Origin of the sequence: Pseudovibrio sp. FO-BEG1 (assembly GCF_000236645.1) — a bacterium.
In the GTDB taxonomy this organism is placed as follows: domain Bacteria; phylum Pseudomonadota; class Alphaproteobacteria; order Rhizobiales; family Stappiaceae; genus Pseudovibrio.
This window is the reverse complement of sequence record NC_016642.1, coordinates 623,964-649,465: the sequence shown is the minus strand read 5'-3', so window position 1 is coordinate 649,465 and position 25,502 is coordinate 623,964. Positions and strand designations below refer to the sequence as shown.

The window sequence follows — 25,502 nt, the reverse complement described above, 5'->3', positions numbered from 1 at the left end:
CTCTGTATTTTCGCTAAGGACTGTTTCCCTCCCCTTCATCACCCTCGGCAAGGTTCACACCCATTCATTCGGTCAAAGTGGAACGGCACAAACCAGTATCCACCGCGTCAAACAGTGTTGGCAGGAGTTTCTTAACGCTCCCGCGCCAGCTTCTGATGGTGATCTCGAAAGACCTCTTCATGCGTAAACTCATCGTACTCTTCGCTGCCCTGCTGTCTTGCTTCTGGGCTGCTTCAGCTTTTGCTGCACCACCAACCAGTTTCTCTCAGGCCAAGCGCTTGTTGGAAAAGCATATTTATCCATCAGAAGAGTATCGTGAGACCTTCTATTGCGGTTGCTCCTATAATGGAGAGAAGCAAGTTGATGCAGACAGCTGCGGGTATGAGCCTCGTAAGAATGCCAAGCGCGGTAAGCGGATTGAGTGGGAGCACATCGTTCCTGCCTCTCGCTTTGGCAAAACGCGCGCTTGTTGGACAGAGGGTGATCCGGCCTGCACCACCAAGAAGGGCAAGGCTTACAAGGGTCGTCGATGCTGTTCCAAGGTGGATGAAGAGTTCAAACGCATGGAAGCCGACCTGCACAATCTGGTCCCAGCGGTTGGCGAGTTGAATGGTGATCGCTCCAACTTCCGCCTCGCTGTGATTGAAGGGGAAGATCGGACTTACGGCGCCTGTGATTTTGAGATTGACCGGGAACGAAAAGTTGCCGAGCCAATGGCTGAGACACGCGGGGATATCGCACGGATCTACCTCTACATGCAGGAGACCTATGGCATGCCGTTGACAGAGACAGAGGTGAAGATGTTCAACCAGTGGATGGCTGAGGATCCAGTCTCAGAAGAAGAGCAATTGCGAGATGCGCGTATTTTGGAAATTCAGGGCAACACCAACCCGCTTATCTCGGTAGGTTTCTAACCCGCCATCAATTTCACTTCCTACCGTCATAATTGTGTACCGACACATCATCTACCCTAGGGTAAGATGTTATGACGCTGGGAGGGTACAATGGCAGTTCAAACCGAGAATCTGAAATTCCTCGTTGGTCCGAAAACAGTCCTCGATCATTTGCCGGATAATCCGCTGGATGATCTGGAGGGCGAGATTATTGCGTTTATCGATGCTGCAGTGCGAAGTCTCGACATAGCAATTCAAGAAATAGACAATAAACGCATAACCAACGCAATAATTAACGCAAAACGGCGCGGCGTGCGGGTGCGAGTGGTATCCGAGGCGGATTATCTAAGCGTGGATGAGCCTGCGGATGACCCGCATACCAGTGACCCTCGTGTTGAGAACGAGGTGAACCGCCAGCTTCATGCGGCGCTACTGCGTTCCAAAGTGTGGGTACGGACGGATTTTAACCCACGGATATTCCATCAGAAATTCATCATTCGTGACGGCAATGCTGTTCTGACCGGCTCCACAAACTTCACGGAGACCGGCACGCATCGCAATCTGAACCATCTTCTTATCATCAAGGATGAGAAGGTCGCTGACATCTTTGAGCGGGAATTCAGGGAGATTAAACGCGGAAGATTTGGCCGCTACAGCGTGGATGAGAATGAGTCCGAAAACACACCGAAAGAGGTGGTGGTTGACGACATCCGCGTGAAAGTTTGCTTTGCGCCGGACCATGCGCCGGAGATGGAAGTCACCAAACAGATGACGAAAGCTAAGGAACGGGTGGACTTTGCGATCTTCACCTTCTCCAAAAGCTCCGGCATTGATGATGCCATGTTGCTGCTGATGGAAGCAGGAAGACAGGTGCGCGGTGCTCTTGACGCCCGGCAAGGCGGGCAGGATTGGGCCGCGACGCAGCCTCTTGCAGAAGCTGGCGCTGATCTGCACTTCGTTCGCGGATCGAGCCGGATTGGCAAGCTGCATCATAAGCTTATGGTGATTGACGATAGCATCATGATTGTTGGCAGTTTCAACTACACTGGCCCTGCGAACCGGTTTAATGACGAGAATATCGTTGTTCTGGGGGATTCCGTTGCCCCAACGGAGAACCAGAAACGGTTTGCGATGGCGGCACGGCAGGAGATTGACCGGATCATCAGCGACCACGGGGAACCAATCGTGATCGACTAAATCTGCTCAGCCATTTCGTAAAGGCGTGAATGTTTATCTTTTGGTAACCATTCAGCCAGATTTGGCGCTTACACTTGGCGAATGGCAAATTCCCTGGATAGCGGCGAAGACTTACTCATCATCTGCAAACCAGATGTTACCGCAGCGATTGAAGACTGGATTGATCATCTTGGCTCCGAACGGCGACTGGCTGAGCGGACACTGGAAGCGTATGAGCGCGACACGCGTCAGTTCCTGCGTTTCATGACCAGTTATGAGGGTGAGCCAGTTGCTCTGCGGCATCTGGAGTCGTTGAAACCAAAAGACTTTCGCGGCTTTCTGGCAACGCGTCGGAAAGACGGCGCGCAGACGCGGACGCTTGCTCGCGGTCTGGCTGGTATTCGCTCGTTCCTCTCGTTTCTGGAGGAGCGCGGCGAGGTGAATGCGGCCGGTGCTGCAGCGGTGCGTACGCCGAGACTTCCCCGCAGCTTACCCAAGCCTATCCCCGTTGAGGAAGCCAAAGCGATTGTCAGCAGCGATCTGGCTTTCGAGGACACGCCCTGGGTTGAAGCGCGCAATGCTGCGGTGTTTACTCTCCTGTACGGCTGCGGACTTCGTATCTCGGAAGCGTTGTCTCTGACACCTGCTACGGCACCGAAAGAAGGCGATAAGTCTTTGAAAGTGCGCGGCAAAGGCAACAAGGAACGGCTTGTTCCAGTTCTGCCTGTGGTCGTTGAAGCTATCGAAGCTTACAAAGATCAATGCCCCTATGACCTTTCAGCGAACTCGCCCCTCTTCCGCGGTGTTCGCGGCGGCGCGCTCAACGCACGCATGATCCAGCTGGCCATGCAAAAAATCCGCAGTGCACTCGGGCTTCCGGATACGGCTACTCCCCATGCTTTGCGCCATTCCTTTGCGACGCATTTACTGTCTGAAGGCGGGGATTTGAGGAGCATTCAGGAGCTTCTGGGCCACGCAAGCCTTTCTACCACGCAGATTTATACGGAAGTGAACAGTGCACAGCTGTTGGATGCCTACGACAAAGCACATCCACGTCGTTGATAGGTTGTCCCCCTCCTCCACATCGCCTTGATCTCCTCCGGCAGACCCCTTAGGTTCAGAGCTGTGAAACGGGGTGCCCGACACTTGTGTCGTGGCTGAGATCATACTCGATGAACCTGATCTGGATAATTCCAGCGAAGGGAGCACTCACACTGTGTTGGGGGACAGTTTCTTCTGGCAGTATGCCAAGGCCCTGACACCAGCTCTCTTTCGCACAACAAGACCGAGGATAAAAATGGGTCGTGTCGAAAGCGCTTGCGCAACTCTTTCCGCAATTCGTGAAAACAGTCCACTCGTCCATAACATGACGAACATCGTGGTGGCGAACACTACAGCCAACGCCTTGCTGGCGATTGGCGCTTCCCCTGCCATGGTAGATGGACCAGAAGAGGCTCCTGAACTTGCAAGTGTTGCAGGGGCATTAGTGGTCAACGTGGGCACAGTCACCCCTGCGCAAGCAGAGGCGATGAAGTTGGCAACAGCAGCGGCTCACAAGGCAGATCGTCCATGGGTGCTGGACCCGGTGGCTGTCGGCGCCCTCACCTTCCGCACTAAGCTTGCTGCTGAACTGCTGGAGAATAAGCCGAGCGTTATTCGCGGCAATGCCTCTGAAATCATGGCACTTGCCGGTCAGGGTGCAGGCGGAAAAGGCGTTGATAGCACGGATAGCTCTGAGACTGCTCTGGCTGGTGCGAAAGAGCTGGCAAAGCAGACTGGAGCTGTGGTTGTTGTCTCTGGTCCGGTCGACTTCATCACTGACGGCACACGCACGGCTGAAGTCGCAAACGGGGATAAGATGATGCCGTACGTGACCGGCCTTGGTTGCACAGCGACGGCCCTCACTGGCGCAACGCTCGCAGTTTGCGATGATCCGTTTGATGCTGCAGTCGATGCAATGGTTTTCCTCGGTGTAACTGGTGAGATTGCTGCGAAAGATACCGCAGGACCAGCAAGTTTGCAGCTGGATATCATCAACGGTCTCTATCAGCTGAACGATGATATCCTCAAAACAACAGCTCAGGTTGAGATGCATGAAGCCGTTGCTTGATCTTTCCGTATATCTGGTGCTGGGGCCGCAAGACTGCCCTGGCCAGGACCCTGTCGACATCGCAGTCGCAGCCTCTCAAAACGGCTCTACTGTGGTGCAATTGCGCGATAAAACCGGCAGTACCAAAGAGCAGATTGAATTGGCAGAACGGCTGATGCAGGCGCTTAAACCGCTCAATGTGCCTTTGATCGTCAATGACCGCGTAGATGTTGCCCTGGCCGTTCATGCTGATGGAGTTCATGTTGGACAAGATGACATGGACGCCACCAAAGCACGGGAACTGATCGGGGCAGATAAGCTACTCGGTCTTTCGGTGAGCACTCAGGATGAGCTAGATGCTGCGGACATTGCAGCCTGTGATTACCTCGGCATCGGCGCATGCTTCCCGACCAACAGCAAGGATGATGCAGCTGATGTGGGCATGCAAAACTTTGCTGACTTAACTGCTCAATCACAGCTACCTGTTGTTGGGATTGGCGGAATTTCTCTTGCCAATGCGGATCAGGTGATCAAGGCTGGGGCTGATGGTGTTGCTGTCATTTCAGCAATCTGTGGGGCACCCAGTGCTGCAGAAGCTACGCGCAAGCTTCAGGAAATCGTCAAAAGCGTAAAAGACCTAGGGTGATAGGATAAAACACGCATTTACTCCTCACAGAGCCCATCTACATTGATATATGAGAGAACTGAAGCTTGGTGCATTCATTGAGTTCATGCAAATCGCTCCAAGCTTTTGTTTTAAACGCATCACCAGTGTTTTCCTCTGAGGTGCGTTTCTGGCGGGGGGCCGTTCGTCATGAAGCTTAGTCAAACAACGTTCGTGTGTGCGCTGTTCAGCACATTCGCTTTCTTTGTCTCTGAAGGACAAGCCCAAACCGCCTGTGAAATCCGCAAATCTGAAATGGCAGAGCTCGGCAAATGGGAGAACCCAAAGGCACGGCTGAAAGAGCTTTCTCAGATTGAGGTGGAAGGCGAGTGCATTGATAACCAACTGGTGGTTCGCGCCCGTGCTTTTACAAGCTGTTCTCCCCGAGACTGCAAATGGGGCTGGGCTGCGGGGCAGTTGAGTTTCTCTGGTGTTTTGACGTTTCGGTTCGGTGGGTTCTTTAAGGCCCAGTATATTGAACTACGGCCAATGGGTCAGCGTATTCAGGCCTATGTGCGGACCGAGAACCATGACCCGACCATTCCCAACAAGACGCGCAGTTACATCCTGATCCGTCAGTAAAGCTGCTTTCTTTACAGCGATAAAAAAAGCCGCCTCAGTTTCCTGAAGCGGCTTTCTCTTCATCTGATCAACTCAAATTACATATGAATTGGCTTTGCAAATGTCGCCATAGCAGCTTCTTTCACTGCTTCGGACATTGTTGGGTGCGCATGACAGGTGCGACCCAGATCTTCTGAAGATCCGCCGAATTCCATCAGAACGCATGCTTCGTGGATCATCTCGCCAGCACCGAAGCCAACGATGTGAACGCCGAGAACACGATCTGTTTCTGCGTCTGCCAGAACTTTCACGAAACCGTCGGTGTGCAGCATTGCTTTTGCACGACCGTTTGCGGAGAACGGGAACTTGCCAGACTTGTACTTGATGCCTTCAGCTTTCAGCTCTTCTTCGGTCTTACCAACACTGGCAACCTCTGGAGAGGTGTAAACAACGCCTGGGATGACGTCGTAGTTTACGTGACCAGCCTGACCGGAGAGCATCTCAGCGACTGCAACACCTTCGTCTTCAGCTTTGTGAGCAAGCATCGGACCTGCAATCACATCACCGATCGCGTAGATGCCATCAACGTTGGTTTTGTAGTGGTTGTCTGTCTTCACGCGGCCGCGCTCGTCCAGTTCAACACCTGCTTCTGCAAGGCCGAGGCCTTCAGTGTAAGGACGGCGACCGATAGCAACGAGAACCACATCAGCGTCCAGAGTTTCAGCTGCTGCTTCACCAGCTGCAGGCTCTACAGTCACTTCCAGAGAGCGACCTTTTTTCTGAACTGCTGTTACCTTGGAGGACAGCTTGAACTTCAGGCCCTGCTTTTTCAGCATGCGCATGAACTGCTTGGAAACGTCTGCATCCATTGGGCCAAGGATCTTGTCCATGAACTCAACAACAGTCACTTCAGCGCCGAGACGTGCGTAAACAGAACCGAGCTCGAGGCCGATAACGCCTGCACCAACAACGGTCATGCGGTTAGGCACTTTTTCCAGAGACAGAGCACCGGTTGAAGATACGATGGTCTTCTCATCGATCTCGATGCCTGGCAGAGGCATGACGTCAGAACCGGTTGCGATAACGATGTTCTTGGTCTCAACGATGGAAGTGGAGCCATCTTCAGCTTTCACTTCTACGCGGCCAGCGCCGAGCACACGGCCAACACCACTGTGAACGTCGATCTTGTTCTTTTTGAAGAGGTAATCGATGCCGGTTACGTTGCCATCGATGACTTTGTCTTTGTGTGCCTGCATTGCCTTCCAGTCCACTTTTGGCTTGGAAGTTTTAATGCCGAGGGTTTCAAAGCTGTGGCTTGCTTCCTCAAACATTTCAGAGGCATGCAGCAGGGCTTTGGACGGAATACAACCGATGTTCAGGCAAGTACCACCATGGGTCTTACGCTTCTCAACAACGGCGACTTTCATGCCGAGCTGAGCTGCCTTGATTGCACAAACATAACCACCTGGGCCTGTTCCGATGACAACGAGATCGTAGGACATTTGCTAATCCCTGTAAGTAGTCGGGGGAAGGCAGCGACGAGATAAGTGCGCCAATCACCCTTTAAAGCAAATGTGCCCGGACAGTGCCGGGCACGCTTATATTAGAGGTCCAGAACCAGACGCTGTGGATCTTCAAGGCTCTCTTTAACGCGAACCAGGAAGGTCACTGCCTCTTTGCCGTCAACGATACGGTGATCGTAGGACAGAGCTAGGTACATCATCGGACGGATTTCGACCTGACCGTTGATTGCAACCGGACGCTCCTGAATTTTGTGCATGCCGAGGATACCGGACTGCGGTGCATTCAGGATTGGAGAGGACATCAGGGAACCGTAAACACCACCGTTGGAGATGGTGAAGGTGCCACCCTGCATGTCTGCCATGGAGAGCTTGCCGTCACGACCTTTGCGGCCGAGGTTGCCAATCTCTTTTTCGATCTCAGCGATGGACATCTGGTCAGCATCGCGAACCACAGGAACAACGAGACCCTTCGGTGTGCCAACAGCAACGCCGATGTGTGCGAAGTTCTTGTAGATGATGTCGGTGCCATCGATCTCAGCGTTTACAGCTGGGATTTCTTTGAGAGCGTGGGTCACTGCTTTGGTGAAGAAACCCATAAAGCCGAGCTTAACGCCGTGCTTCTTCTCGAAGATGTCCTTGTACTGCTTGCGCAGATCCATGATCGGCTTCATGTCCACTTCGTTGTAAGTGGTCAGCATAGCCGCGGTGTTTTGAGCATCTTTCAGGCGACGCGCAATGGTCTGGCGCAGCTTGGTCATGCGAACACGTTCTTCACGAACTTCATCAGCCGGAGCAGATGGTGCGCGAACAGCAACAGGAGCCGGTGCAGCAGCTGCTGCAGGAGCAGCGGTTACGCCAGCAGCTACAGCTGCGAGAACATCACCTTTGAGAACCTGACCGCGCTTGCCGGAGCCTGCAACCTGATCAGCGGAGAGGCCTTTTTCAGCCATCATTTTCGCTGCAGATGGTGCAGGAGGCATGCTGGAACCGGATACTGCTGGTGCAGGAGCAGCGGCAGCCTGAGCTGCTGCAGCAGCAACTGCTGCGCCTTCGCCTTTAGCGATCTTGCAGAGCAGGTTGCCTGGCTCAACAGTTGCGCCAGTTGCCTGAGCAATCTCAACAACAGTACCAGCAACTGGGCTAGGTACTTCCTGAGCAGCTTTGTCAGTTTCCAGTTCAACGAGAATGTCGTCTGCTTTGACAACATCACCCACCTTCACGGACCACTCGCCAACTTCAGCTTCGGTGACACTTTCACCAGCAGAAGGTACGAGAACTTCAATTGTCTCAGCAGCGGCAGCAGGTGCTGCAGATGCAGCCGGTTCAGCCTTAGCTGCTGGAGCAGCTGCTGCGCCAGCAGCGCCTTCAGCGATCGCGCCAAGAAGTGCGCCAACTTCTACAGTGTCGCCTTCTTTCACGTCGATGCTTTCCAGCTTGCCAGCAACAGGAGCAGGCACTTCAACAGTTACCTTGTCTGTTTCCAGCTCAACGATTGGTTCGTCTGCATTCACCGCATCGCCCGGTTTTTTGAACCATTGAGCGATTGTTGCCTCGGTTACGGATTCACCCAGAGTGGGTACTCGAATTTCCGTCGCCATTGTCTCTATCTCTTTTCGTTTCAGGGCCCCTGAAAGGCCTCTCGGACTTTACCTGATTACGAGGTACTTACTCGGCGAATGCATCGTCGAGGAAAGCTTGTAGCTGAGCCAAGTGCTTTGACATCAAGCCGGTTGCTGTTGCAGCAGCTGGTGGACGGCCAACGTAACGTGGGCGATGCACTTTTGCATTCACATGCTCCAGAACCCATTCAATGTACTGCTGAATGAAGAACCAGGAGCCCATGTTCTTTGGCTCTTCCTGACACCAGACTACGTCTGCATTCTTGAAGCGCGCCATCTCTACACATAGGGATTTGGTAGGGAATGGGTAGAGCTGCTCAACGCGGAGGATGTAAACATCGTTGATGTTACGCTTCTCACGCTCTTCGAGCAGGTCATAGTAGACCTTACCAGTACAGAGGATCACGCGACGGATGTCTTCATCCTTCTTCAGCTCAACAGTTGAACCTGGGTTCGTTTGCGCGTCATCGTGAAGGAGACGGTGGAAGCTCTCGTCTGCGCCAAAGTCTTCCAGCTTGGAAACTGCACGCTTGTGGCGGAGCAGAGACTTCGGTGTCATCAGAACGAGCGGCTTACGAATGTCACGCTTCAGCTGACGGCGAAGGATGTGGAAGTAGTTTGCAGGCGTTGTACAGTTCGCAACCTGCATGTTGTCTTCCGCGCACATCTGCAAGAAGCGCTCAAGGCGTGCAGAGGAGTGCTCTGGGCCCTGGCCTTCGTAGCCGTGTGGCAGCAAGCAAACCAGACCGGACATACGCAACCATTTACGTTCACCAGAAGAGATGAACTGGTCGAACAGCACCTGAGCGCCGTTTGCGAAGTCGCCGAACTGTGCTTCCCACATGGTCAGCGCGTTTGGCTCAGTCAAGGAGTAACCGTATTCGAAGCCCAACACCGCTTCTTCAGAAAGCATGGAGTTGATTACTTCGTAGCGGCCCTGCTTTTCACCAACGTGGTTCAGCGGGATGTAGCGGCCTTCGTCTTCCTGATCGTAAAGAACGGAGTGACGCTGAGAGAAAGTACCACGCTCACAGTCCTGACCGGACAGACGAACGGAATGGCCTTCTTTCAGAAGAGAACCGAATGCGAGCGCTTCACCCATTGCCCAATCGATACCTTCACCGGTTTCGATCATTTTGGCACGGTTGCTCATAAAGCGACGGATGGTGCGGTGTGCGTTGAAGTCGTCCGGCACGGAAGAGAGCTTCTCGCCGATAGCCTTCAGATCTTCGAAAGGCATGCCAGTAGAACCACGGCGTGGCTCATCGACTTCCTTAGCGACCTTCATCTTGGACCAGCGACCGTCCAACCAGTCAGCCTTGTTTGGCTTGTAGGTCTGGCCAGTTTCGAACTCACGGTCCAGATGCGCACGCCAGTCAGCTTTTGCCTTCTCAACGTCTTCAGCGGACATCAGGCCTTCTTTGACCAGCTTGTCAGCATAGATCTGCAGAGTTGTCGCGTGCTTACGGATCTTGCGATACATGATTGGCTGCGTGAACGCAGGCTCGTCGCCTTCGTTGTGGCCGAAGCGACGGTAACAGATCATGTCGATCACAACCGGACGACCGAACTTCTGACGGTACTCAATCGCAATCTTCGCAGCGTAGGTAACAGCTTCTGGATCGTCGCCGTTTACGTGGAAGATTGGCGCTTCAATCACTTTCGCCACATCAGAAGGATATGGAGAAGAGCGGGAGAAGCGTGGATTGGTTGTGAAGCCGATCTGGTTGTTGATGATGAAGTGGATAGAACCACCGGTGCGGTGACCGCGCAGTGCGGACAGACCGAAACATTCAGCAACAACACCCTGACCAGCGAATGCAGCATCACCGTGCAGAAGCAGCGGAAGAACGTTGTCACGCTCAACTTCCGTTGTTTCTTTCCAGTCTGCCAGCTGGTCCTGCTTCGCACGTACCTTACCCAGAACAACCGGGTTTACGATCTCAAGGTGAGACGGGTTCGCAGTCAAAGACAGGTGAACGTTGTTGTTGTCAAAGGAACGGTCAGAAGATGCACCGAGGTGGTACTTCACGTCGCCGGAGCCTTCCACATCATCAGGAGCGTAGGAACCGCCCTTGAACTCATGGAAGATTGCCCGGTGAGGCTTGCCCATCACCTGAGACAGAACGTTCAGGCGGCCACGGTGTGCCATGCCCAGAACGATGTCCTGCACGCCAAGAGCACCACCACGTTTGATGATCTGCTCCAGCGCAGGGATCAGCGCTTCACCACCGTCCAGACCAAAACGTTTGGTACCGGTGTATTTTACGTCGAGGAATTTCTCGAAGCCTTCAGCCTCAACCAGTTTGTTGAGGATCGCCTTTTTACCTTCCGGTGTGAAGGCAACATGCTTGTCCGGACCTTCGATGCGCTCCTGAAGCCATGCTTTTGCAGCAGGATCAGAGATGTGCATGAACTCAACACCAAGGGTGGAGCAATAGGTCCGTTTCAGAATGTCCAACATCTCACGGATGGTGGCGAATTCCATGCCCAGAACGTTGTCCAGGAAGATCTTCCGATCCCAGTCCTGTTCAGAGAAGCCATAGGTCGCGGGATGCAACTCTTCGTGGTCACCAGGAACAGCCAGACGGAGCGGGTCAAGATCAGCATGCAAGTGGCCGCGCATACGGTATGCACGGATCATCATGATAGCGCGGACACTATCACGTGTTGCCTGCAGCACCTGATCTTCGGTTAGCTCGACGCCATTTTTCTTGGCTGTGGACTTGATCTTCTTGCTGACTTCTTTCTCAGCAGGCCAATCGCCATCAAGAGCTGAAACCAGTTCACCGTTTGCTGGAACTGGCCAGTCAGAACGCTTCCAGGTCGCTCCGCGAGCTTCCTTGATTACGTCCTCTGGATTGTCCTGAAGCGAAGAAAAGAATTCTTTCCACTCGGGATCGAGTGAATTCGGGTTTTCCTGATATTGAGCATAGAGCTCTTCAATATAAGGAGCGTTGGCGCCGTATAGAAACGACGTCAGCGCGAATACGTTGTTCGCGTCCTGCCGAGCCATCGTTTTTAAGCGGACTTTTGATCCGCCCTACTTTCTTTGGGCGGGTGTCACACACCACATACCCTTGGGTCCCGCGACTGACAGTAAGCCTGGGGACTTACTGCCTCCTCAAGGACTGTCGATGAAAGTGATTCACCGACAGTCGATTTAGTATGCCTCCTAAATAGTATAGGAGGTGTAATTTTTAAGCGCCTTGCTTCAATTCTTCGAGAAGAGCAACAAGGGTTTTGCCAAGCTTCGCAGGGGATGGAGAAACACGGATGCCCGCGTCTTCCATTGCTGCGATCTTGTCATCAGCACCACCTTTACCGCCAGAGATCACAGCACCTGCGTGACCCATGGTACGGCCTGGAGGCGCTGTACGACCTGCGATGAAGCCAACCATTGGCTTCTTGCGGCCTTTAGCAGCCTGTTCTTTCAGCCACTCAGCAGCTTCTTCTTCAGCAGAACCACCGATCTCACCGATCATGATGATGGATTCTGTTTCTGGATCATCCAGGAACAGGTCCAGCATGTCGATGAACTCGGTGCCCTTAACTGGGTCACCACCGATGCCAACAGCAGTGGTCTGGCCGAGGCCTTCCTGAGAAGTCTGGAACACAGCTTCATAAGTCAGGGTACCTGAGCGGGACACGATGCCAACATTACCCTTTTTGAAGATAGAACCAGGCATGATGCCGATTTTACATTCTTCAGGGGTCAGAACGCCTGGGCAGTTCGGGCCAAGCAGACGGCTGTTGGAGTTATCGAGGCGAGCTTTCACCTTCACCATGTCTGCAACTGGGATACCCTCAGTGATACAAACGATGAATGGGATTTCTGCGTCGATTGCTTCGATGATTGCAGCTGCTGCACCTGCTGGTGGAACGTAAACTACAGAAGCGTTTGCACCGGTTGCCTCTTTAGCTTCTTTAACGGAAGCGAAGATTGGCAGTTCAGCTGCGGAATCGAGGCCAGAAGACCAAGTTTCGCCGCCTTTTTTAGGGTGTACGCCAGCAACCATTTTGGTGCCGAAGTATGCCAGTGCCTGCTCAGTGTGGAATGTGCCGGTTTTACCGGTCAGACCCTGAACAATAACTTTGGTGTCTTTATCTACGAGGATGGACATTATGCGACCTCCTTCACAGCAGCTACGATTTTCTGAGCTGCGTCATCGAGATCGTCAGCAGGAATAACATTCATGCCGCTCTCGTTGATGATCTTTTTGCCAAGCTCAACGTTGGTGCCTTCAAGACGCACAACGAGTGGAACCTGCAGGCCAACTTCTTTAACAGCAGCCAGCACGCCTTCTGCGATAACGTCACAGCGCATGATGCCGCCGAAGATGTTAACCAGAATGCCCTGTACGTTTGGATCAGATGTGATGATCTTAAACGCAGAGGTTACTTTCTCTTTGGTAGCGCCGCCACCAACGTCGAGGAAGTTTGCAGGCTCAGCACCATACAGCTTAATGATGTCCATGGTCGCCATTGCGAGACCAGCACCGTTCACCATGCAGCCGATGTTACCGTCAAGAGCAACGTAAGCGAGGTCGTGCTTGGAAGCTTCGATCTCTTTTTCGTCTTCTTCGGTTTTATCGCGCAGAGCAACGATGTCTTCGTGGCGGAACAGTGCGTTGCCGTCGAAGGATACTTTCGCATCCAGAACGCGCAGACGACCGTTTTCCATGACGATCAGCGGGTTGATTTCGAGAAGCGCCATATCCTTTTCTACAAATGCTTTGTAGAGGATCGGGAACAGCTTCATGCCGTCTTCGCGTGCTTCACCTTCAAGCTTGAGGGTGTCGCAAAGCGCAGAAGCCTTCTCTTCAGTCACACCTTCCAATGGATTGATTGGCAGGGTGAGGATCTTTTCAGGAGTTGCGTGTGCAACTTCTTCGATGTCCATGCCGCCTTCGGTGGATGCTACGAAAGCAACCTGACCACAAGTACGGTCTACCAGAAGGGAGAGATACAGTTCGCGATCGATGTCTGCGCCGTCTTCAATGTAAAGACGGTTTACAACTTTGCCTGCGTCACCGGTTTGAGCGGTTACGAGGGTGTTGCCAAGCATCTCATTCGCGTGGGACTCAACTTCGTCCTTGCTGAATGCCAAGCGAACGCCGCCCTTTGCGTCTGGGCCGAGTTCCTTGAACTTACCTTTACCACGGCCACCGGCGTGGATCTGGGACTTCACAACCCAAAGCGGGCCAGGAAGTTTATCTGCCGCAGCTTTTGCTTCGTCTGCGGAGAAAATTGCGACACCTTCAGCAACCGGTGCGCCGTATTCTTTCAGGACTGCTTTAGCCTGATACTCATGAATGTTCATCTGCACTTCCCATTCTAAGGGCCCTGCCGGAGCAGGAAGCTAGACTGGCAACGACAATTGCTGCCAGCCTTTCAGATCAAAGTTTGCCTGGCTTATGCCAGAGCAGGCTGGATTTTCTTACAAGCGTCAACGAGACCGTTTACGGAAGCAACGGACTTGTCGAACATAGCTTTTTCATCGCTATTGAGATCGATTTCAATGATACGTTCGATGCCATTTGCGCCGATAACGGTTGGCACGCCAACGTACATATCTTTCTGACCGTACTGACCATCAAGATGAGCCGCACATGGAAGAACGCGCTTTTTATCTTTCAGGTAGCTCTCAGCCATCTGGATAGCAGAAGCAGCTGGTGCGTAGAATGCGGAACCAGTTTTCAGCAGACCTACGATCTCTGCGCCACCATCACGGGTGCGCTGTACGATTTCTTCCAGACGCTCTGCAGTGAGCCAGCCCATCTTAACCAGATCGGTCAGAGGCACACCTGCAACGGTGGAGTAACGAGTCAGCGGAACCATGGTGTCGCCGTGACCGCCAAGAACGAATGCGGTTACGTCTTCTACGGATACGTTGAATTCTTCAGCGAGGAAGTAGCGGAAGCGCGCGCTGTCCAGAACACCAGCCATGCCGACAACTTTGTTTGCTGGCAGACCAGAGAACTTCTGGAGAGCCCAAACCATTGCGTCGAGTGGGTTGGTGATGCAGATAACGAATGCGTCTGGTGCGTACTTCTTAATACCAGCACCAACCTGCTCCATAACCTTCAGGTTGATTTCAAGCAGGTCATCACGGCTCATGCCAGGTTTACGAGGAACACCTGCGGTCACGATGACGACATCAGCGCCTTCGATACCTTCATAGGTGTTGGTGCCAGACAGACCTGAGTCAAAGCCATCAACCGGAGAAGATTCTGCCAGGTCCAAAGCTTTACCCTGAGGCATACCTTCAGCGATATCGAACAGAACGATATCACCCAGTTCTTTCAGACCAGCGAGGTGTGCAAGTGTGCCACCAATCTGACCAGATCCAATCAAAGCAATCTTGTTGCGCGCCATGAGGAGCTCCCCTTTACGTAACATAGAACCATGATATATGGTGCCTATTTGTCGCAGTGGGTAGCGTTTTTGACGCATGTGCGCAACCCAAATGAAGCACACATCCGCGTTATTTTCCGTAAAATGACGTTTTTTTAGCAGTTTGGATAAGCTCTCAATACGTCATTTCTGAAAATATTTAATTTTTTTCAGTTTTAGGTATTCTGCTCATGCATCAAGTACTCTTCCGAACGCATTTCAATGAGCCGCGAAGCAGTCCGATCGAACTCAAAAGCCTCCGTTCCAGAAGAGGCAACATAGAGGTCTTGCGGCTCTGCGCCTGCCTGAATCACGAGATGGACGTGATTGTCATATAGCGTATCGATCAGATTAATGAATCGCTTAGCCTCATTCCGACGTGTCTTGTCCAGGACGGGCACACCTTCGAGGAAAACTGTGTTGAAAGCATGTGCAATACGCAGATAATCGGATGGTCCCAGCGGGGTGCAGCAGAGCTCCTGAAATGTGAACCAGGCAATCGCGCTACAAGTCCGGCTGACCGGGATTTTCCGGCCCTTGTTTTCAAGCTCAACCAGGTGGCATTGAAGGCCATAAGTCATGCTATCCCAGAGCTTCTCCATGCGCTGCAGGCTTTCCGGACCAAGCGGCTCCAGATACGTGTCTGAGCCGGAGAGCTTTTCAAGGCGATAATCAGTAGGCGCATCAAGGTGCAGAATATTCATCCGCTCGTTCAGAGAACGGATGAATGGAAGAATGTGATTTCTATTCAGTCCGTCCTTATAGAGCTCGTCTGGCACCACGTTTGAGGTGCACACGACAACAACACCGGCTTCGAACAACTTGCCAAACAGACGACCAAGCAACATGGCGTCAGCAATGTCCGTGACAGTGAACTCGTCAAAACAAAGGAGGCGCGTTTCGCTGGCGATCTGCTCGGCAATCGGGATGATTGGGTCGCGATCCTTGATGGTGCCAGCGCTGATCTGCTTTCGGACGATAAACACGCGGTCATGAACCTCCTCCATGAACTCGTGAAAGTGAGAGCGGTGCTTCTTAGGCTCTGGGCTTAGATCGAAGAACAGATCCATAAGCATGGTCTTGCCGCGCCCAACGGAACCCCAAACATAGAGCCCCTTGGTGAACTCTTGCTCTTCCTTGCCTTTGCTAAACAAGCGCCCCAGCAGGCCCTTCTTCTCTTCCGGCTTTCGCTGCGCCATTTCGGCTGTCAAAGCATCAAGAGATTTTGCCACCTGAATCTGCGCTGGGTCCGCTTCCAGATCGCCTCGCGCGACCATTGCTTCATAGTTGGCAAGGACGGTTGTTAGGTTAGACGTATTCTCAAGCACGGAGCTCACATTCCTTAAGCTGATTTTTTGAAGGGCAAATCACCCGGCCTATTGGGCATATTTGCCCATGGCATAATGGAGAGCGCTACCCAGACGCAAGTACAATAGGGTTTATTCGTAAAACCAATGCCTCACATCTCATCAAAATCTACGGCGCACTTGCACAAACACAAAAAGCGCTGCGCCTGATACCAGCGCAACGCTTCTAAACTTATAAGACCATCAACTGATGATTAGCGGGCGAAGTTGATTGGAGCGCCGTTCGCTGTCTGGCCGGAGAAGTTGGTTCCGCCACCAGAAAGAGTCGCTACATTTCCGCCGCCAGCGTCTTTCAGAACAACCTGATTGCCATTCAGATTCCATGCGGAGATCTGAGAGAGTGTTGCGTCGCTACAGCCGCGGGTGTTCGCGCGGTAGCCACCACTCCATTTGGTCAGAGTCATGAAGAGCTTACAGTTGTCGCCGCCTGATGAAACACTCCAGCCGCCTAGCAGGTCAGTCCGACCTACGGAGCCGCCTGTTGCGTTTACGTTTGGAGCAGGTGGTGCAGAAACAACCTGAGAGTTAGCGTTTGCGTCCTGACCATCAACCAGGATCTGGCCTTCAGAGCCTGGTTGACCAGGTGTGATCGGCGACAGTGTCTGGCCTTCGATTGGTGAGATCGGGGAAGCAGGCAACGGAGAGACATAGCTACGGGTATACGTCGTCCGTTGGCACGCCATAGTGGAAAGTGCAATTACAGAAACAAATGCAATCGTCAAACTACGATTCATAGTGGTGTCATCCCAGCCTTGTGAATTAAGGCGTATTAACCATAAAGACCTTAAGAAACTGCCCCTAAAACATGGCAGGTGAAAGGTTTAGCACTCAAAAAAATGTGAGTTTCCCACTGAAACCCCTGTTTCCTAGGGGAAATATGCGAAAATCTGACAACTACGATAAAGCATTGGGCCAGTGAAGCTTAACAAGCGGCACGCCAATTCAGAGAATCACTAGAAAATACCTTAGATGAGATTGCGAGATCTATAGATTCTTTAATTTTGCGGAATGCATCTGTGGCCTCTTTTATGTTCCGCGGTGTGTTTTCATCTAGGCAGATGTCCCAGTTCATCTTCACAGGTTGCCCAGGCCACATTGGTTGCTTGTCAAGAAGCACGCTTGTCTGAAGGCTTATTATATAATCGGGCTGGGGTGCATGCGGCAGCGAAAAAATGGTCCACGGCTTGGGATGAAGGCCACTCTCGTCCATTCCATTGGTGAAAAGGACTTTCTGCGTGAGAGATACCATCTCTTCCCGAGGCAAGGGCCCTGCAGAGAAGGCACGCAACTCACCCATGGATGTGTGATTCAAATAGGCCTCAGCGGCCAGGCTCAGAAACGAGTTATCTACGCATACAAACAGTACATTTGCCTTGGTCATAGGCACGCCTCCACTGGAGCGCCGGACATTGTCCAATCATTCGGTGTCATACGGTTCGAGCACTTCATAGTGCCCTTTTTCTTCGGATCGATGACAACCGAACGGTGCGCTTAAAATAAATGCGATTAATTTTGGAATGAGCGAAGCCAAGGCGCGGAAATATTCGCCATATTGACTTCAAACCTAAGTGAACTCAGTTCACTTTGCTTCTCTACGCCTGTATAAAGGCTCCGATTTTCTTGATCTTGTTTGGAGCTTGCACAATGTCTTTCCCTTTATGGACAATTTTGATTGCCGGTCTGATGCCATGGCTATCTGTTCTTCCTGCCAAATTTTCGCGCAAATTCGACAATGCTAATCCAAGAGATCCTGAGTACTGGAAAGAAGGTTTCCGCCTGCGCGCCCGCTCTGCTGAGGTCAACGGCTACGAAGCATTTCCTCTTTTCGCAATTTCAGTTCTCGTTGCCCTTGCTTATGGCGGCAACCCAGACTGGATCGAAAGATTGTGCGGCCTGTTCATCGCGATGCGTCTTCTTTACATCGCCTGCTATTGGCTCAACCGCGCGACCTTGCGCTCTCTGGTCTGGTTCGTAGGATTGGTCTGTTGTGTTGCGCTGTTCACGTCTCCGGCGTGGTCTTAACAGCAAGCGCTGAGGGTCATAATCCCCGCGATTTCAAGGTATTGTGAGAAAGGTAAAGACCTTTCTTGCGCAAACTGGCGCAGTTCTGCAGTTTCCGCAGCTCAGTAATCGCGAGAAGTAAACAAGCGGCCTTATCAGCCCCTTTAGTTTTTAGGGACGACTGCCCACTTCAGGAAGAATCTATCTGCCTGAGACGCTGTTTCTTGTGTGAACGCGCGTCGGCGACGAGCCAACAAGGCGGGCCCGGCTTCAAGCTCTGACAGAATCAGGTCATTGATCGCACCTGCTGGACGAACAACATCTTTGATCATTCCAGCTTCACTGCGCTCAACCAACTCTTCGATTTCACCACGAAGAACTGGACGGATGAAGGTTGCTTCCGCGATTTCCATCAGGCGTGAAGGTGGAACGCCTTGATAGCGATTCTGGTTGTACCAACGCAGGACCAGTGAGGAACGAATGAGATCATAAAGCCGCTCAGGAACGATCTCTGTCAGCGAGACACCATCAAACCTGTGTTTTTGGCGCTCCAGCCTGTTGTAGTGGTAGAGAGCGAAGCGGACAGGGTCGCAGTACTCAAGAGCAAAGGAAACCAAAGATTTCGGGAACTCATCGTGTCCTGCATAAGGATCTTTCAACTGAACCCAATCCAGAGGCTCAGGATTACCCTTTAGCAGAGCGATCAGCGTCTTCTTCAGATCCCATCCCGACACGTTTGCTGGTGTGTTTACGTCAACTTCCAACGTATCTTCAGCAGGAAAAAGGGAGAGGTAGTGCTCAATTGACCGAATATAGATGAACCGGCAATTGGCGTAGTAGTCTTCGGACTTCTTATTGAGGTACAGGTGCGAAAGATCACCCGCGTGCAGAACACGCAGATTTCTCTCGTTTTCCAAATCACGAAAGCTCTTTTCAAGCTCAAAAAATACAGAAGAGCTTTCTGAACCAACCTGTGAAGGTGCACCTACCAATATTGCCTACCTGAAATCTAAGAGGCTTCCCCTCGTTGCACTTACCCTTGAACGCAATTCAGGGCAAGTGCGCACGAGCAGTTTGCTCTCTAAGTTTTAGGAAAACAGAGAGGCATTGTGAAGATGTGCGGTGTCTTACTTCGCTTCTTCCAAAAGAGCATCAAATGCGCTCAGCGCCTCTGCAGCGTACATCAAGGAAGGTCCGCCGCCCATGTAAACCGCTACACCAAGCGCTTCCATAAGCTCTTCGCGGGTTACGCCGTACTTGATGCAAGCTTTTGCGTGGTAGCCCAGACATGCATCGCAGCGCGCAGCCACACCAATTGAGATTGCGATGAGTTCTTTCTGCTTTGGCTCAAGAGCACCAGTTCCGATCGCGCTTTTCGCGATTTCGCCAAATCCCTTCATTACGCCAGGAATGCCTGGGCGAAGTTCAGCGAGGCGACCGTCGGTTTGTTTCAGAAATTCTTGCCAATTCTCTACAGCCATGCTTCGACTCCTTTTATATTAGATATTACTAATACTAATAATTCACCGAAACCCAACAATGATAAAAATCAAAGAAATCACGCATAGCGTATTAATATCATTCGTGTTTTTACATAATTTGCCTGTTGATGTGACGCTAACGTCATTGCAATCTTTACTCAGCTATGATTACTGAAGGAACTCTCGTTTTTTCATTTCGGAAATTAAGATGTCCATCGCAGAAATCCTGACTGCAAAGGGCCGTGCTGCTGATCTTCTCAGCGCTGCCCGTGATGCATTCCTCTCCCAAGGCTACAAGAAGACCTCGGTGAGCGAAATTGCTGATGCCTCAGGCATTTCGATGGCGCACATCTATAACTTCTATCCCAGCAAGATTGATCTTGCCTGTGCAGTGGTTGCTGCTGAGGTGGTGAAGCTTGTTGCACGCCTTGAAACTGCGACAGATCCCAATGCCAGCGCGTCTGCACGTCTGAGCAAGTTCCTTTTGATGGAATTTGAAGAGACATACCGGTTGCTGGAACTTAATCAGGGATTGGCTGACTGCCTGCAAGTGCTTGAACGCAAACGACCGGAAGACTTTGAAGAGTTGTTCCGGCTTGTGCGTCAGCCGATGCACACGATCCTACATTCCGGCAACCTAGCTGAAGAGTTTGACCTGCGTGAGGTTAGTCAGGTTGCGCGGAACATCCACGCGGCCACAATGAAGTTCCGGTTTCCTCAGTTACACAGCCAGGAACCCTATGACATTCAGCGTAAAGAGTGCATTGGCGTGATCAAGCTTGTGCTGAAGGGCGTTGAACGGCGCTAGAGAGTCGCTGATTTTTCGTAAACCGCATTCAAGGGCGTTGACTGTTTCGTAGGGATTGCAGATTTCTCTCCCTTGTAATTGATAAAACGGCACGCGCGCACTTGTCATTTCAAACAAGCATTAACGCAAATTTTCCTTTTTAAAATCAAGCATTTATAAAGATCACAGTTCTAGACTTATTTGTATCAAGTTACCTATCACGTCTGATTTTTTAGCCGTGTCATCCTCTTGCGTATTTTGGGGGAACCAATGAGTCGCTTAAGAGTATTTGCGTTTGCGGTATTGGGATTGCTCGGCTTCAGCAGCCATTCCTATGCTGTTGAATATCCACCCGGTGTTGAGGTGGAAGAACCCTATGAAGTTTACGAGGAAGAAGTTGTCGACGGGTTGATCACCCCGCCTGAGTATGACTGGGATGGTTTTTATCTCGGTGTTCAGGGCGGCTGGGCTCGCCTGCATGGCACAAACCGCTTCAACAACAGTGGCTCTCAATACAACGGCGGTACAGTCGGCCTGTATGGCGGTTACAACTACACATACCAGAACATTCTGATCGGCGTAGAAGGTGAAGGTGCCTATTGGGCCTTTGGTGAGCGTTCACGTGGCGAGATGTCCTTGCGCTCCGATTACTTCGCAGCAGCCAAGATCCGAGCTGGCCTGACTTATGACTGGTTCATGGCCTATGTGACTGGTGGCGCAGCGGTTTCCACCTTCCGCGCCTCAAATCCGAACTTTGGTCCCGGTACAGATAGCAACACGATGCTGGGCTGGGTTGGTGGTGCCGGTCTTGAGATGTTTGTCACAGAGCGGATTATCGTGCGCCTCGACTATGAACGCATCGTATTCCCGGGCCGCAGTTTCACCGTAGGTGGTACGCGCTTCAAGGAAGACATCGATAGCGATGCAATCCGGCTAGGTGTTTCCTACAAGTTCTAGGCTATCAGAGTCTCAAATGAAAAAAGCCGCCTCATTTCAGTGAGGCGGCTTTTATGTTCTGATAGGTCGCTTGAACGTTGATTAGACGCGGCGCTCAACCATCATCTTCTTAATCTCAGCAATTGCCTTTGCAGGGTTCAAACCCTTAGGGCATGCCTGAGAACAGTTCATGATGGTGTGGCAGCGGTACAGACGGAATGGATCTTCCAGATTGTCCAGACGCTCACCAGTTGCCTCATCACGGCTGTCGATCAGCCAGCGGTATGCCTGCAGCAGGATAGCTGGACCGAGGTAACGGTCGCCATTCCACCAGTAGCTTGGGCAAGATGTGGAGCAGCAAGCACACAGAATGCACTCATAAAGACCATCCAGTTTCTGGCGATCTTCGTAGGACTGCAGCCATTCTTTTTCAGGCTCAGGTGTGGTGGTTTTCAGCCATGGCTCGATGGAGCGGTGCTGCGCGTAGAAGCGTGTCAGATCCGGTACAAGGTCCTTCACAACAGGCATGTGTGGCAGAGGGTAGATCTTGACGATCTCGTGGGAACATTCGTCCGCACCCTTTGTACATGCCAGTGTGTTGGTTCCGTCGATGTTCATCGCACAGGAACCACAGATACCCTCACGACAAGAACGACGGAAGGTCAGTGTAGGATCGACCTTGTCCTTGATGTAGATGAGCGCGTCCAGAACCATTGGGCCACACTCGTCAGCATCAACGTAGTAGGTGTCGATGCGCGGGTTGCGACCATCGTCCGAAGACCAGCGGTAGATGCGGTACTCACGTACGTTGGTGGCGCCTTCTGGTTTCGGCCAGACCTTGCCCTCTCCCATCCGGGAGTTTTTTGGCAGTTGGAATTCAGCCATAACAGTTACTCCTGGTTTCGGCGCCTTAGTAGACGCGGGCTTTCGGTGCGATCTTCTTCATGTCGATACCACCCTGTTCGTAGGTGGTCAGCGGCTCAAGAACAACCGGACGATAGCTGAGCGTCACCTTACCATCTTCGGAGAGATGGGAGATGGTGTGCTTGCGCCACTCGTCATCGTTACGACCACCCAGAGGACCATCTTTGTAGTCTTCACGAGCGTGCGCGCCACGGCTCTCTTTACGGGCTTCAGCGCCGTAAACAGTGGTGATCGCGTTGGCCATAAGGTTTTCGAGTTCGAGAGTCTCGACCAGATCAGAGTTCCAGATCATAGAGCTATCGGAAACGTGCAGATCGCTCAGTTCACCCCAGATTGCGGAGATGCGCTCACAACCCTGTTCCAGGCTTTCCTGAGTACGGAACACCGCAGCATCTTCCTGCATGGTCTTCTGCATCTTCAGGCGCAGGTCAGCGGTTGGAGTACCACCCTTCGCAAAGCGAAGCTTGTCGAAGCGCGCCATGATCTTCTGGCTGCTTGCTTCGTTTGGCTCTGGGATTGGAGCTTCGCGGTCAATCACTTCACCAGCGCGAATTGCTGCCGCACGACCGAACACAACAAGGTCAATCAGGGAGTTGGAACCGAGGCGGTTTGCACCGTGAACGGATGCACAGCCAGCTTCACCAACAGCCATCAGACCCGGCGCAACTGCGTTTGGATCGTCTTTGGTTGGGTTCAGCACTTCACCCCAATAGTTGGTTGGAATACCACCCATGTTGTAGTGAACGGTTGGCAGAACCGGAATTGGAGCCTTGGTTACATCAACGCCTGCGAAGATGCGTGCGCTCTCGGAGATGCCTGGAAGACGCTCTGCCAGCAGGTCAGGATCGAGGTGATCCAGATGCAGGAAGATGTGGTCTTTGTTTTTGCCAACACCACGGCCTTCGCGGATTTCCATTGTCATACAACGGGAAACAACATCGCGGGATGCAAGGTCTTTTGCGGAAGGTGCGTAACGCTCCATGAAGCGCTCACCTTCGGAGTTCACGAGATAACCACCTTCACCGCGAGCACCTTCAGTGATCAGACAGCCTGAGCCGTAGATGCCGGTTGGGTGGAACTGAACGAACTCCATATCCTGCAGAGGCAGGCCCGCACGTGCGATCATGCCGCCGCCGTCACCAGTACAGGTGTGCGCGGATGTTGCAGAGAAGTATGCGCGGCCATAACCGCCGGTCGCCAGAACAACCATCTTCGCAGAGAAGCGGTGAATGGTGCCGTCGTCGAGGTTCCATGCAATCACGCCCTGACACACGCCATCGTCGGACATGATCAGGTCGAGTGCGAAGTACTCGATGAAGAAGTCTGCGTTGTGGCGCAGGGACTGGCCATAAAGCGTATGCAGGATTGCGTGGCCTGTACGGTCAGCAGCTGCACAGGTGCGCTGTACCGGAGGACCTTCACCGTAGTTCTGCATGTGGCCGCCGAATGGGCGCTGGTAGATCTTGCCTTCTTCCGTACGGGAGAATGGCACACCGTAGTGCTCAAGCTCATAAACTGCTTTAGGGGCTTCACGAGCGAGGTATTCCATCGCATCAGTGTCGCCAAGCCAGTCAGAGCCCTTCACAGTGTCATACATATGCCACTGCCAGCAGTCTGGCGTCATGTTCTTCAAGCTTGCTGCGATACCACCCTGTGCTGCTACAGTGTGGGAACGGGTTGGGAACACCTTGGAAATACAAGCTGTCTTCAAGCCCTGCTCAGCCATGCCGAGCGTTGCACGGAGGCCTGCGCCACCAGCACCAACAACCACAACGTCAAACTTGTGGTCTACAAACTCATAGGCCTTGCCGCTCTGGCTCGGCGCTGTTGCTACACCGGTTTGTTCAACCATTGAGATCAGCCTCCGAAGCTGATTTTAAGCACTGCAACTACGGAGCTGAGTGCAATAATAGAAACGAAGAAGATGTTACCCATGAGCAGAAGGAGTTTGAGGCCTTCGGAGTGAATGTAATCTTCGATGATAACCTGCATACCCAGCTTCATGTGCAGGCAACCCACCAGGATTACCAATAGCAGCAAGATGGAAATGACCGGATTTTGAAGCGCTTCAGTGAAACTCGCATAATCAGCACCCTGAAGGGCGATAACGAGGATAACAAAGAAGGAAATCAGAAATACGTTGGCTACAGCGGTTACGCGCTGGCGCCAGAAGTGTGTTGTGCCATCTTTGGCAGAACCAAGGCCGCGTACTTTAGCGAGGGGGGTGCGCATATCGGACATCGGTTTCTCCTTTAAGCAACGATAAAGCCAATGATCCAGAGGATCACTGTGAGGCTTACGGAGCCAATGATTGTTGCGCGAGCCATCCAGTTCGCTGCAGACAAGTCAAAGCCATGACCCATGTCCCATACAAAGTGGCGCAAGCCGCCCAGCATGTGGTGCACAAGAGCCCAGGTGAATCCGAAGAGGACGAGTTGGCCCAGGAAGGAACCGAATACATCCATCGCGAACTGATAGGATTCAGGGCCTGCTGCTGCACAGACAAGCCAGAACGCCATCAGGATCGTTCCGAAGTAAAGCGCCGCACCGGTGATGCGATGCAAAATAGACATCACCATCGTCACGATCGGCTTATAGATCTGAAGATGGGGCGACAATGGCCTGTTGGCCTTGAGGTCAGCGTTCGCCATAAATCTCTCTCCCGTCCCTAGTTTAAGTTACGCTTACGTAAACGTAACAAAACAAGGCGTTGTATGAGGTTCTAATACCTTCAGTTTCTGGGTGCGTCAAAGCATCCTATGCGACTAAATGCTTTTTCTACTAGGTTTGCCCTCAAAATTGGCCGAAATGATTAGATTTTGCGGTGTAAACTTTGTTAGTTTCTATGTGATCAAGTAACAAGAAACTGCCTATTTATTATCTTGAGTTTTGGGCTCATATTTTATTTTACTGAAATTACCGAAAATTTTTCAGAAAATCACTTAAAGTCAAATTACGTTTACGTAAACTTTATTTAACGTGAATGAGCTGACACAACCCACATCAGCAAGAAATAGAGCAACTGGTTTCGATATCCAGCTTAGCCATCAAAATTGCCTTCTGAGCCACTTCTGATCCACTCCCC

General features: G+C 52.1%; 24 protein-coding genes and 1 riboswitch. Of the genes, 9 read left to right on the top strand and 15 right to left on the bottom strand.

Features of this window, described 5'->3' with window-relative positions:
- Window positions 1–179 precede the first annotated feature (179 nt).
- From PSE_RS03030 to PSE_RS03005, 6 genes are all read left to right on the top strand, one after another.
- Window positions 180–914, top strand: coding sequence for an endonuclease (locus PSE_RS03030; protein ID WP_008548485.1), 735 nt, complete (start codon window positions 180–182; stop codon window positions 912–914).
- A gap of 90 nt (window positions 915–1,004) precedes the next feature.
- Window positions 1,005–2,090, top strand: coding sequence for a phospholipase D-like domain-containing protein (locus tag PSE_RS03025; protein WP_008548429.1), 1,086 nt, complete (start codon window positions 1,005–1,007; stop codon window positions 2,088–2,090).
- Window positions 2,091–2,171: 81 nt separating this feature from the next.
- The gene (locus tag PSE_RS03020; RefSeq protein ID WP_008548504.1) at window positions 2,172–3,131 is read left to right on the top strand and encodes a tyrosine recombinase XerC; all 960 of its coding nucleotides are present in this window, start codon (window positions 2,172–2,174) and stop codon (window positions 3,129–3,131) included.
- Window positions 3,132–3,190: 59 nt separating this feature from the next.
- A riboswitch (TPP riboswitch) is annotated at window positions 3,191–3,291 on the top strand.
- A 75-nt stretch (window positions 3,292–3,366) separates the two neighbouring features.
- The gene (gene thiM / locus PSE_RS03015; protein ID WP_041768849.1) at window positions 3,367–4,179 is read left to right on the top strand and encodes a hydroxyethylthiazole kinase; all 813 of its coding nucleotides are present in this window, start codon (window positions 3,367–3,369) and stop codon (window positions 4,177–4,179) included.
- A complete protein-coding gene (gene thiE, locus PSE_RS03010) occupies window positions 4,163–4,804 on the top strand; it encodes a thiamine phosphate synthase (RefSeq protein ID WP_014283511.1) in 642 nt (213 codons plus the stop codon). The genes thiM and thiE overlap by 17 nt, the downstream gene beginning before the upstream one ends.
- A 168-nt stretch (window positions 4,805–4,972) precedes the next feature.
- Window positions 4,973–5,404 carry a hypothetical protein gene (locus tag PSE_RS03005; RefSeq protein ID WP_041767885.1) on the top strand — a complete coding sequence of 144 codons (432 nt, stop codon included), beginning with the start codon at window positions 4,973–4,975 and terminating at the stop codon, window positions 5,402–5,404.
- A 77-nt stretch (window positions 5,405–5,481) separates the two neighbouring features.
- Here PSE_RS03005 and lpdA read toward each other — a convergent pair whose 3' ends face one another.
- From lpdA to PSE_RS02960, 9 genes are all read right to left on the bottom strand, one after another.
- Window positions 5,482–6,885: a dihydrolipoyl dehydrogenase gene (gene lpdA, locus PSE_RS03000; RefSeq protein WP_014283509.1), complete on the bottom strand. Its 1,404-nt coding sequence runs from the start codon at window positions 6,883–6,885 to the stop codon at window positions 5,482–5,484.
- A gap of 101 nt (window positions 6,886–6,986) precedes the next feature.
- Window positions 6,987–8,504 carry a 2-oxoglutarate dehydrogenase complex dihydrolipoyllysine-residue succinyltransferase gene (gene odhB, locus PSE_RS02995; protein WP_014283508.1) on the bottom strand — a complete coding sequence of 506 codons (1,518 nt, stop codon included), beginning with the start codon at window positions 8,502–8,504 and terminating at the stop codon, window positions 6,987–6,989.
- A 67-nt stretch (window positions 8,505–8,571) separates the two neighbouring features.
- A complete protein-coding gene (locus PSE_RS02990) occupies window positions 8,572–11,541 on the bottom strand; it encodes a 2-oxoglutarate dehydrogenase E1 component (protein WP_008548523.1) in 2,970 nt (989 codons plus the stop codon).
- 184 nt (window positions 11,542–11,725) lie between these two features.
- On the bottom strand, window positions 11,726–12,649 hold the full coding sequence (gene sucD, locus PSE_RS02985) for a succinate--CoA ligase subunit alpha (protein WP_014283507.1): 924 nt from the start codon (window positions 12,647–12,649) through the stop codon (window positions 11,726–11,728).
- Window positions 12,649–13,848, bottom strand: coding sequence for an ADP-forming succinate--CoA ligase subunit beta (sucC, locus tag PSE_RS02980; protein ID WP_041767882.1), 1,200 nt, complete (start codon window positions 13,846–13,848; stop codon window positions 12,649–12,651). Before sucC ends, sucD begins: the two co-directional genes overlap by 1 nt.
- A gap of 92 nt (window positions 13,849–13,940) precedes the next feature.
- On the bottom strand, window positions 13,941–14,903 hold the full coding sequence (mdh, locus tag PSE_RS02975; RefSeq protein WP_008548788.1) for a malate dehydrogenase: 963 nt from the start codon (window positions 14,901–14,903) through the stop codon (window positions 13,941–13,943).
- A 194-nt stretch (window positions 14,904–15,097) separates the two neighbouring features.
- Window positions 15,098–16,249: a cell division protein ZapE gene (gene zapE / locus PSE_RS02970; protein WP_014283505.1), complete on the bottom strand. Its 1,152-nt coding sequence runs from the start codon at window positions 16,247–16,249 to the stop codon at window positions 15,098–15,100.
- 233 nt (window positions 16,250–16,482) lie between these two features.
- Window positions 16,483–17,022 carry an AprI/Inh family metalloprotease inhibitor gene (locus PSE_RS02965; protein ID WP_008548619.1) on the bottom strand — a complete coding sequence of 180 codons (540 nt, stop codon included), beginning with the start codon at window positions 17,020–17,022 and terminating at the stop codon, window positions 16,483–16,485.
- 188 nt (window positions 17,023–17,210) lie between these two features.
- Window positions 17,211–17,669, bottom strand: coding sequence for a low molecular weight phosphatase family protein (locus PSE_RS02960; protein ID WP_051125867.1), 459 nt, complete (start codon window positions 17,667–17,669; stop codon window positions 17,211–17,213).
- 263 nt (window positions 17,670–17,932) lie between these two features.
- Here PSE_RS02960 and PSE_RS02955 point away from each other — a divergent pair, with 263 nt between their 5' ends.
- On the top strand, window positions 17,933–18,310 hold the full coding sequence (locus PSE_RS02955) for an MAPEG family protein (protein ID WP_014283503.1): 378 nt from the start codon (window positions 17,933–17,935) through the stop codon (window positions 18,308–18,310).
- A 143-nt stretch (window positions 18,311–18,453) separates the two neighbouring features.
- Here PSE_RS02955 and PSE_RS02950 read toward each other — a convergent pair whose 3' ends face one another.
- Together PSE_RS02950 and PSE_RS02945 are read right to left on the bottom strand one after the other, a co-directional pair.
- On the bottom strand, window positions 18,454–19,281 hold the full coding sequence (locus PSE_RS02950) for a DNA polymerase beta superfamily protein (protein WP_014283502.1): 828 nt from the start codon (window positions 19,279–19,281) through the stop codon (window positions 18,454–18,456).
- A gap of 135 nt (window positions 19,282–19,416) precedes the next feature.
- Window positions 19,417–19,770 carry a carboxymuconolactone decarboxylase family protein gene (locus PSE_RS02945; protein ID WP_008548520.1) on the bottom strand — a complete coding sequence of 118 codons (354 nt, stop codon included), beginning with the start codon at window positions 19,768–19,770 and terminating at the stop codon, window positions 19,417–19,419.
- 208 nt (window positions 19,771–19,978) lie between these two features.
- Between PSE_RS02945 and PSE_RS02940 the strand changes: the two genes are divergently transcribed.
- Window positions 19,979–20,578, top strand: a complete 600-nt coding sequence (locus tag PSE_RS02940; protein ID WP_008548272.1) for a TetR/AcrR family transcriptional regulator — start codon at window positions 19,979–19,981, stop codon at window positions 20,576–20,578.
- Between the two features lie 249 nt (window positions 20,579–20,827).
- Window positions 20,828–21,514, top strand: coding sequence for an outer membrane protein (locus tag PSE_RS02935; RefSeq protein WP_008548630.1), 687 nt, complete (start codon window positions 20,828–20,830; stop codon window positions 21,512–21,514).
- 81 nt (window positions 21,515–21,595) lie between these two features.
- On the opposite strand, the gene PSE_RS02930 is transcribed toward PSE_RS02935, so the two are convergent.
- Genes PSE_RS02930 through sdhC form a run of 4 tightly spaced genes read right to left on the bottom strand, consistent with a single transcriptional unit; the run spans window position 21,596 to window position 25,068 of the window.
- On the bottom strand, window positions 21,596–22,378 hold the full coding sequence (locus PSE_RS02930; protein WP_014283501.1) for a succinate dehydrogenase iron-sulfur subunit: 783 nt from the start codon (window positions 22,376–22,378) through the stop codon (window positions 21,596–21,598).
- A gap of 25 nt (window positions 22,379–22,403) precedes the next feature.
- Window positions 22,404–24,269: a succinate dehydrogenase flavoprotein subunit gene (gene sdhA / locus PSE_RS02925; RefSeq protein ID WP_008548323.1), complete on the bottom strand. Its 1,866-nt coding sequence runs from the start codon at window positions 24,267–24,269 to the stop codon at window positions 22,404–22,406.
- Window positions 24,270–24,274: 5 nt separating this feature from the next.
- Window positions 24,275–24,658, bottom strand: coding sequence for a succinate dehydrogenase, hydrophobic membrane anchor protein (sdhD, locus tag PSE_RS02920; RefSeq protein WP_008548683.1), 384 nt, complete (start codon window positions 24,656–24,658; stop codon window positions 24,275–24,277).
- Window positions 24,659–24,669: 11 nt separating this feature from the next.
- Window positions 24,670–25,068: a succinate dehydrogenase, cytochrome b556 subunit gene (sdhC, locus tag PSE_RS02915; RefSeq protein ID WP_008548214.1), complete on the bottom strand. Its 399-nt coding sequence runs from the start codon at window positions 25,066–25,068 to the stop codon at window positions 24,670–24,672.
- Between the last annotated feature and the right edge of the window lie 434 nt (window positions 25,069–25,502).

Excerpts from the sequence above, each read along its gene's own strand:
- PSE_RS03030 (WP_008548485.1), top strand. The coding sequence starts at position 180 with ATGCGTAAACTCATCGTACTCTTCGCTGCCCTGCTGTCTTGCTTCTGG.
- PSE_RS03025 (WP_008548429.1), top strand. The coding sequence starts at position 1,005 with ATGGCAGTTCAAACCGAGAATCTGAAATTCCTCGTTGGTCCGAAAACA.
- PSE_RS03020 (WP_008548504.1), top strand. The coding sequence starts at position 2,172 with ATGGCAAATTCCCTGGATAGCGGCGAAGACTTACTCATCATCTGCAAA.
- thiM (WP_041768849.1), top strand. The coding sequence starts at position 3,367 with ATGGGTCGTGTCGAAAGCGCTTGCGCAACTCTTTCCGCAATTCGTGAA.
- thiE (WP_014283511.1), top strand. The coding sequence starts at position 4,163 with ATGAAGCCGTTGCTTGATCTTTCCGTATATCTGGTGCTGGGGCCGCAA.
- PSE_RS03005 (WP_041767885.1), top strand. The coding sequence starts at position 4,973 with ATGAAGCTTAGTCAAACAACGTTCGTGTGTGCGCTGTTCAGCACATTC.
- lpdA (WP_014283509.1), bottom strand. The coding sequence starts at position 6,885 with ATGTCCTACGATCTCGTTGTCATCGGAACAGGCCCAGGTGGTTATGTT.
- odhB (WP_014283508.1), bottom strand. The coding sequence starts at position 8,504 with ATGGCGACGGAAATTCGAGTACCCACTCTGGGTGAATCCGTAACCGAG.
- PSE_RS02990 (WP_008548523.1), bottom strand. The coding sequence starts at position 11,541 with ATGGCTCGGCAGGACGCGAACAACGTATTCGCGCTGACGTCGTTTCTA.
- sucD (WP_014283507.1), bottom strand. The coding sequence starts at position 12,649 with ATGTCCATCCTCGTAGATAAAGACACCAAAGTTATTGTTCAGGGTCTG.
- sucC (WP_041767882.1), bottom strand. The coding sequence starts at position 13,848 with ATGAACATTCATGAGTATCAGGCTAAAGCAGTCCTGAAAGAATACGGC.
- mdh (WP_008548788.1), bottom strand. The coding sequence starts at position 14,903 with ATGGCGCGCAACAAGATTGCTTTGATTGGATCTGGTCAGATTGGTGGC.
- PSE_RS02965 (WP_008548619.1), bottom strand. The coding sequence starts at position 17,022 with ATGAATCGTAGTTTGACGATTGCATTTGTTTCTGTAATTGCACTTTCC.
- PSE_RS02960 (WP_051125867.1), bottom strand. The coding sequence starts at position 17,669 with ATGACCAAGGCAAATGTACTGTTTGTATGCGTAGATAACTCGTTTCTG.
- PSE_RS02955 (WP_014283503.1), top strand. The coding sequence starts at position 17,933 with ATGTCTTTCCCTTTATGGACAATTTTGATTGCCGGTCTGATGCCATGG.
- PSE_RS02945 (WP_008548520.1), bottom strand. The coding sequence starts at position 19,770 with ATGGCTGTAGAGAATTGGCAAGAATTTCTGAAACAAACCGACGGTCGC.
- PSE_RS02940 (WP_008548272.1), top strand. The coding sequence starts at position 19,979 with ATGTCCATCGCAGAAATCCTGACTGCAAAGGGCCGTGCTGCTGATCTT.
- PSE_RS02935 (WP_008548630.1), top strand. The coding sequence starts at position 20,828 with ATGAGTCGCTTAAGAGTATTTGCGTTTGCGGTATTGGGATTGCTCGGC.
- PSE_RS02930 (WP_014283501.1), bottom strand. The coding sequence starts at position 22,378 with ATGGCTGAATTCCAACTGCCAAAAAACTCCCGGATGGGAGAGGGCAAG.
- sdhA (WP_008548323.1), bottom strand. The coding sequence starts at position 24,269 with ATGGTTGAACAAACCGGTGTAGCAACAGCGCCGAGCCAGAGCGGCAAG.
- sdhD (WP_008548683.1), bottom strand. The coding sequence starts at position 24,658 with ATGTCCGATATGCGCACCCCCCTCGCTAAAGTACGCGGCCTTGGTTCT.
- sdhC (WP_008548214.1), bottom strand. The coding sequence starts at position 25,068 with ATGGCGAACGCTGACCTCAAGGCCAACAGGCCATTGTCGCCCCATCTT.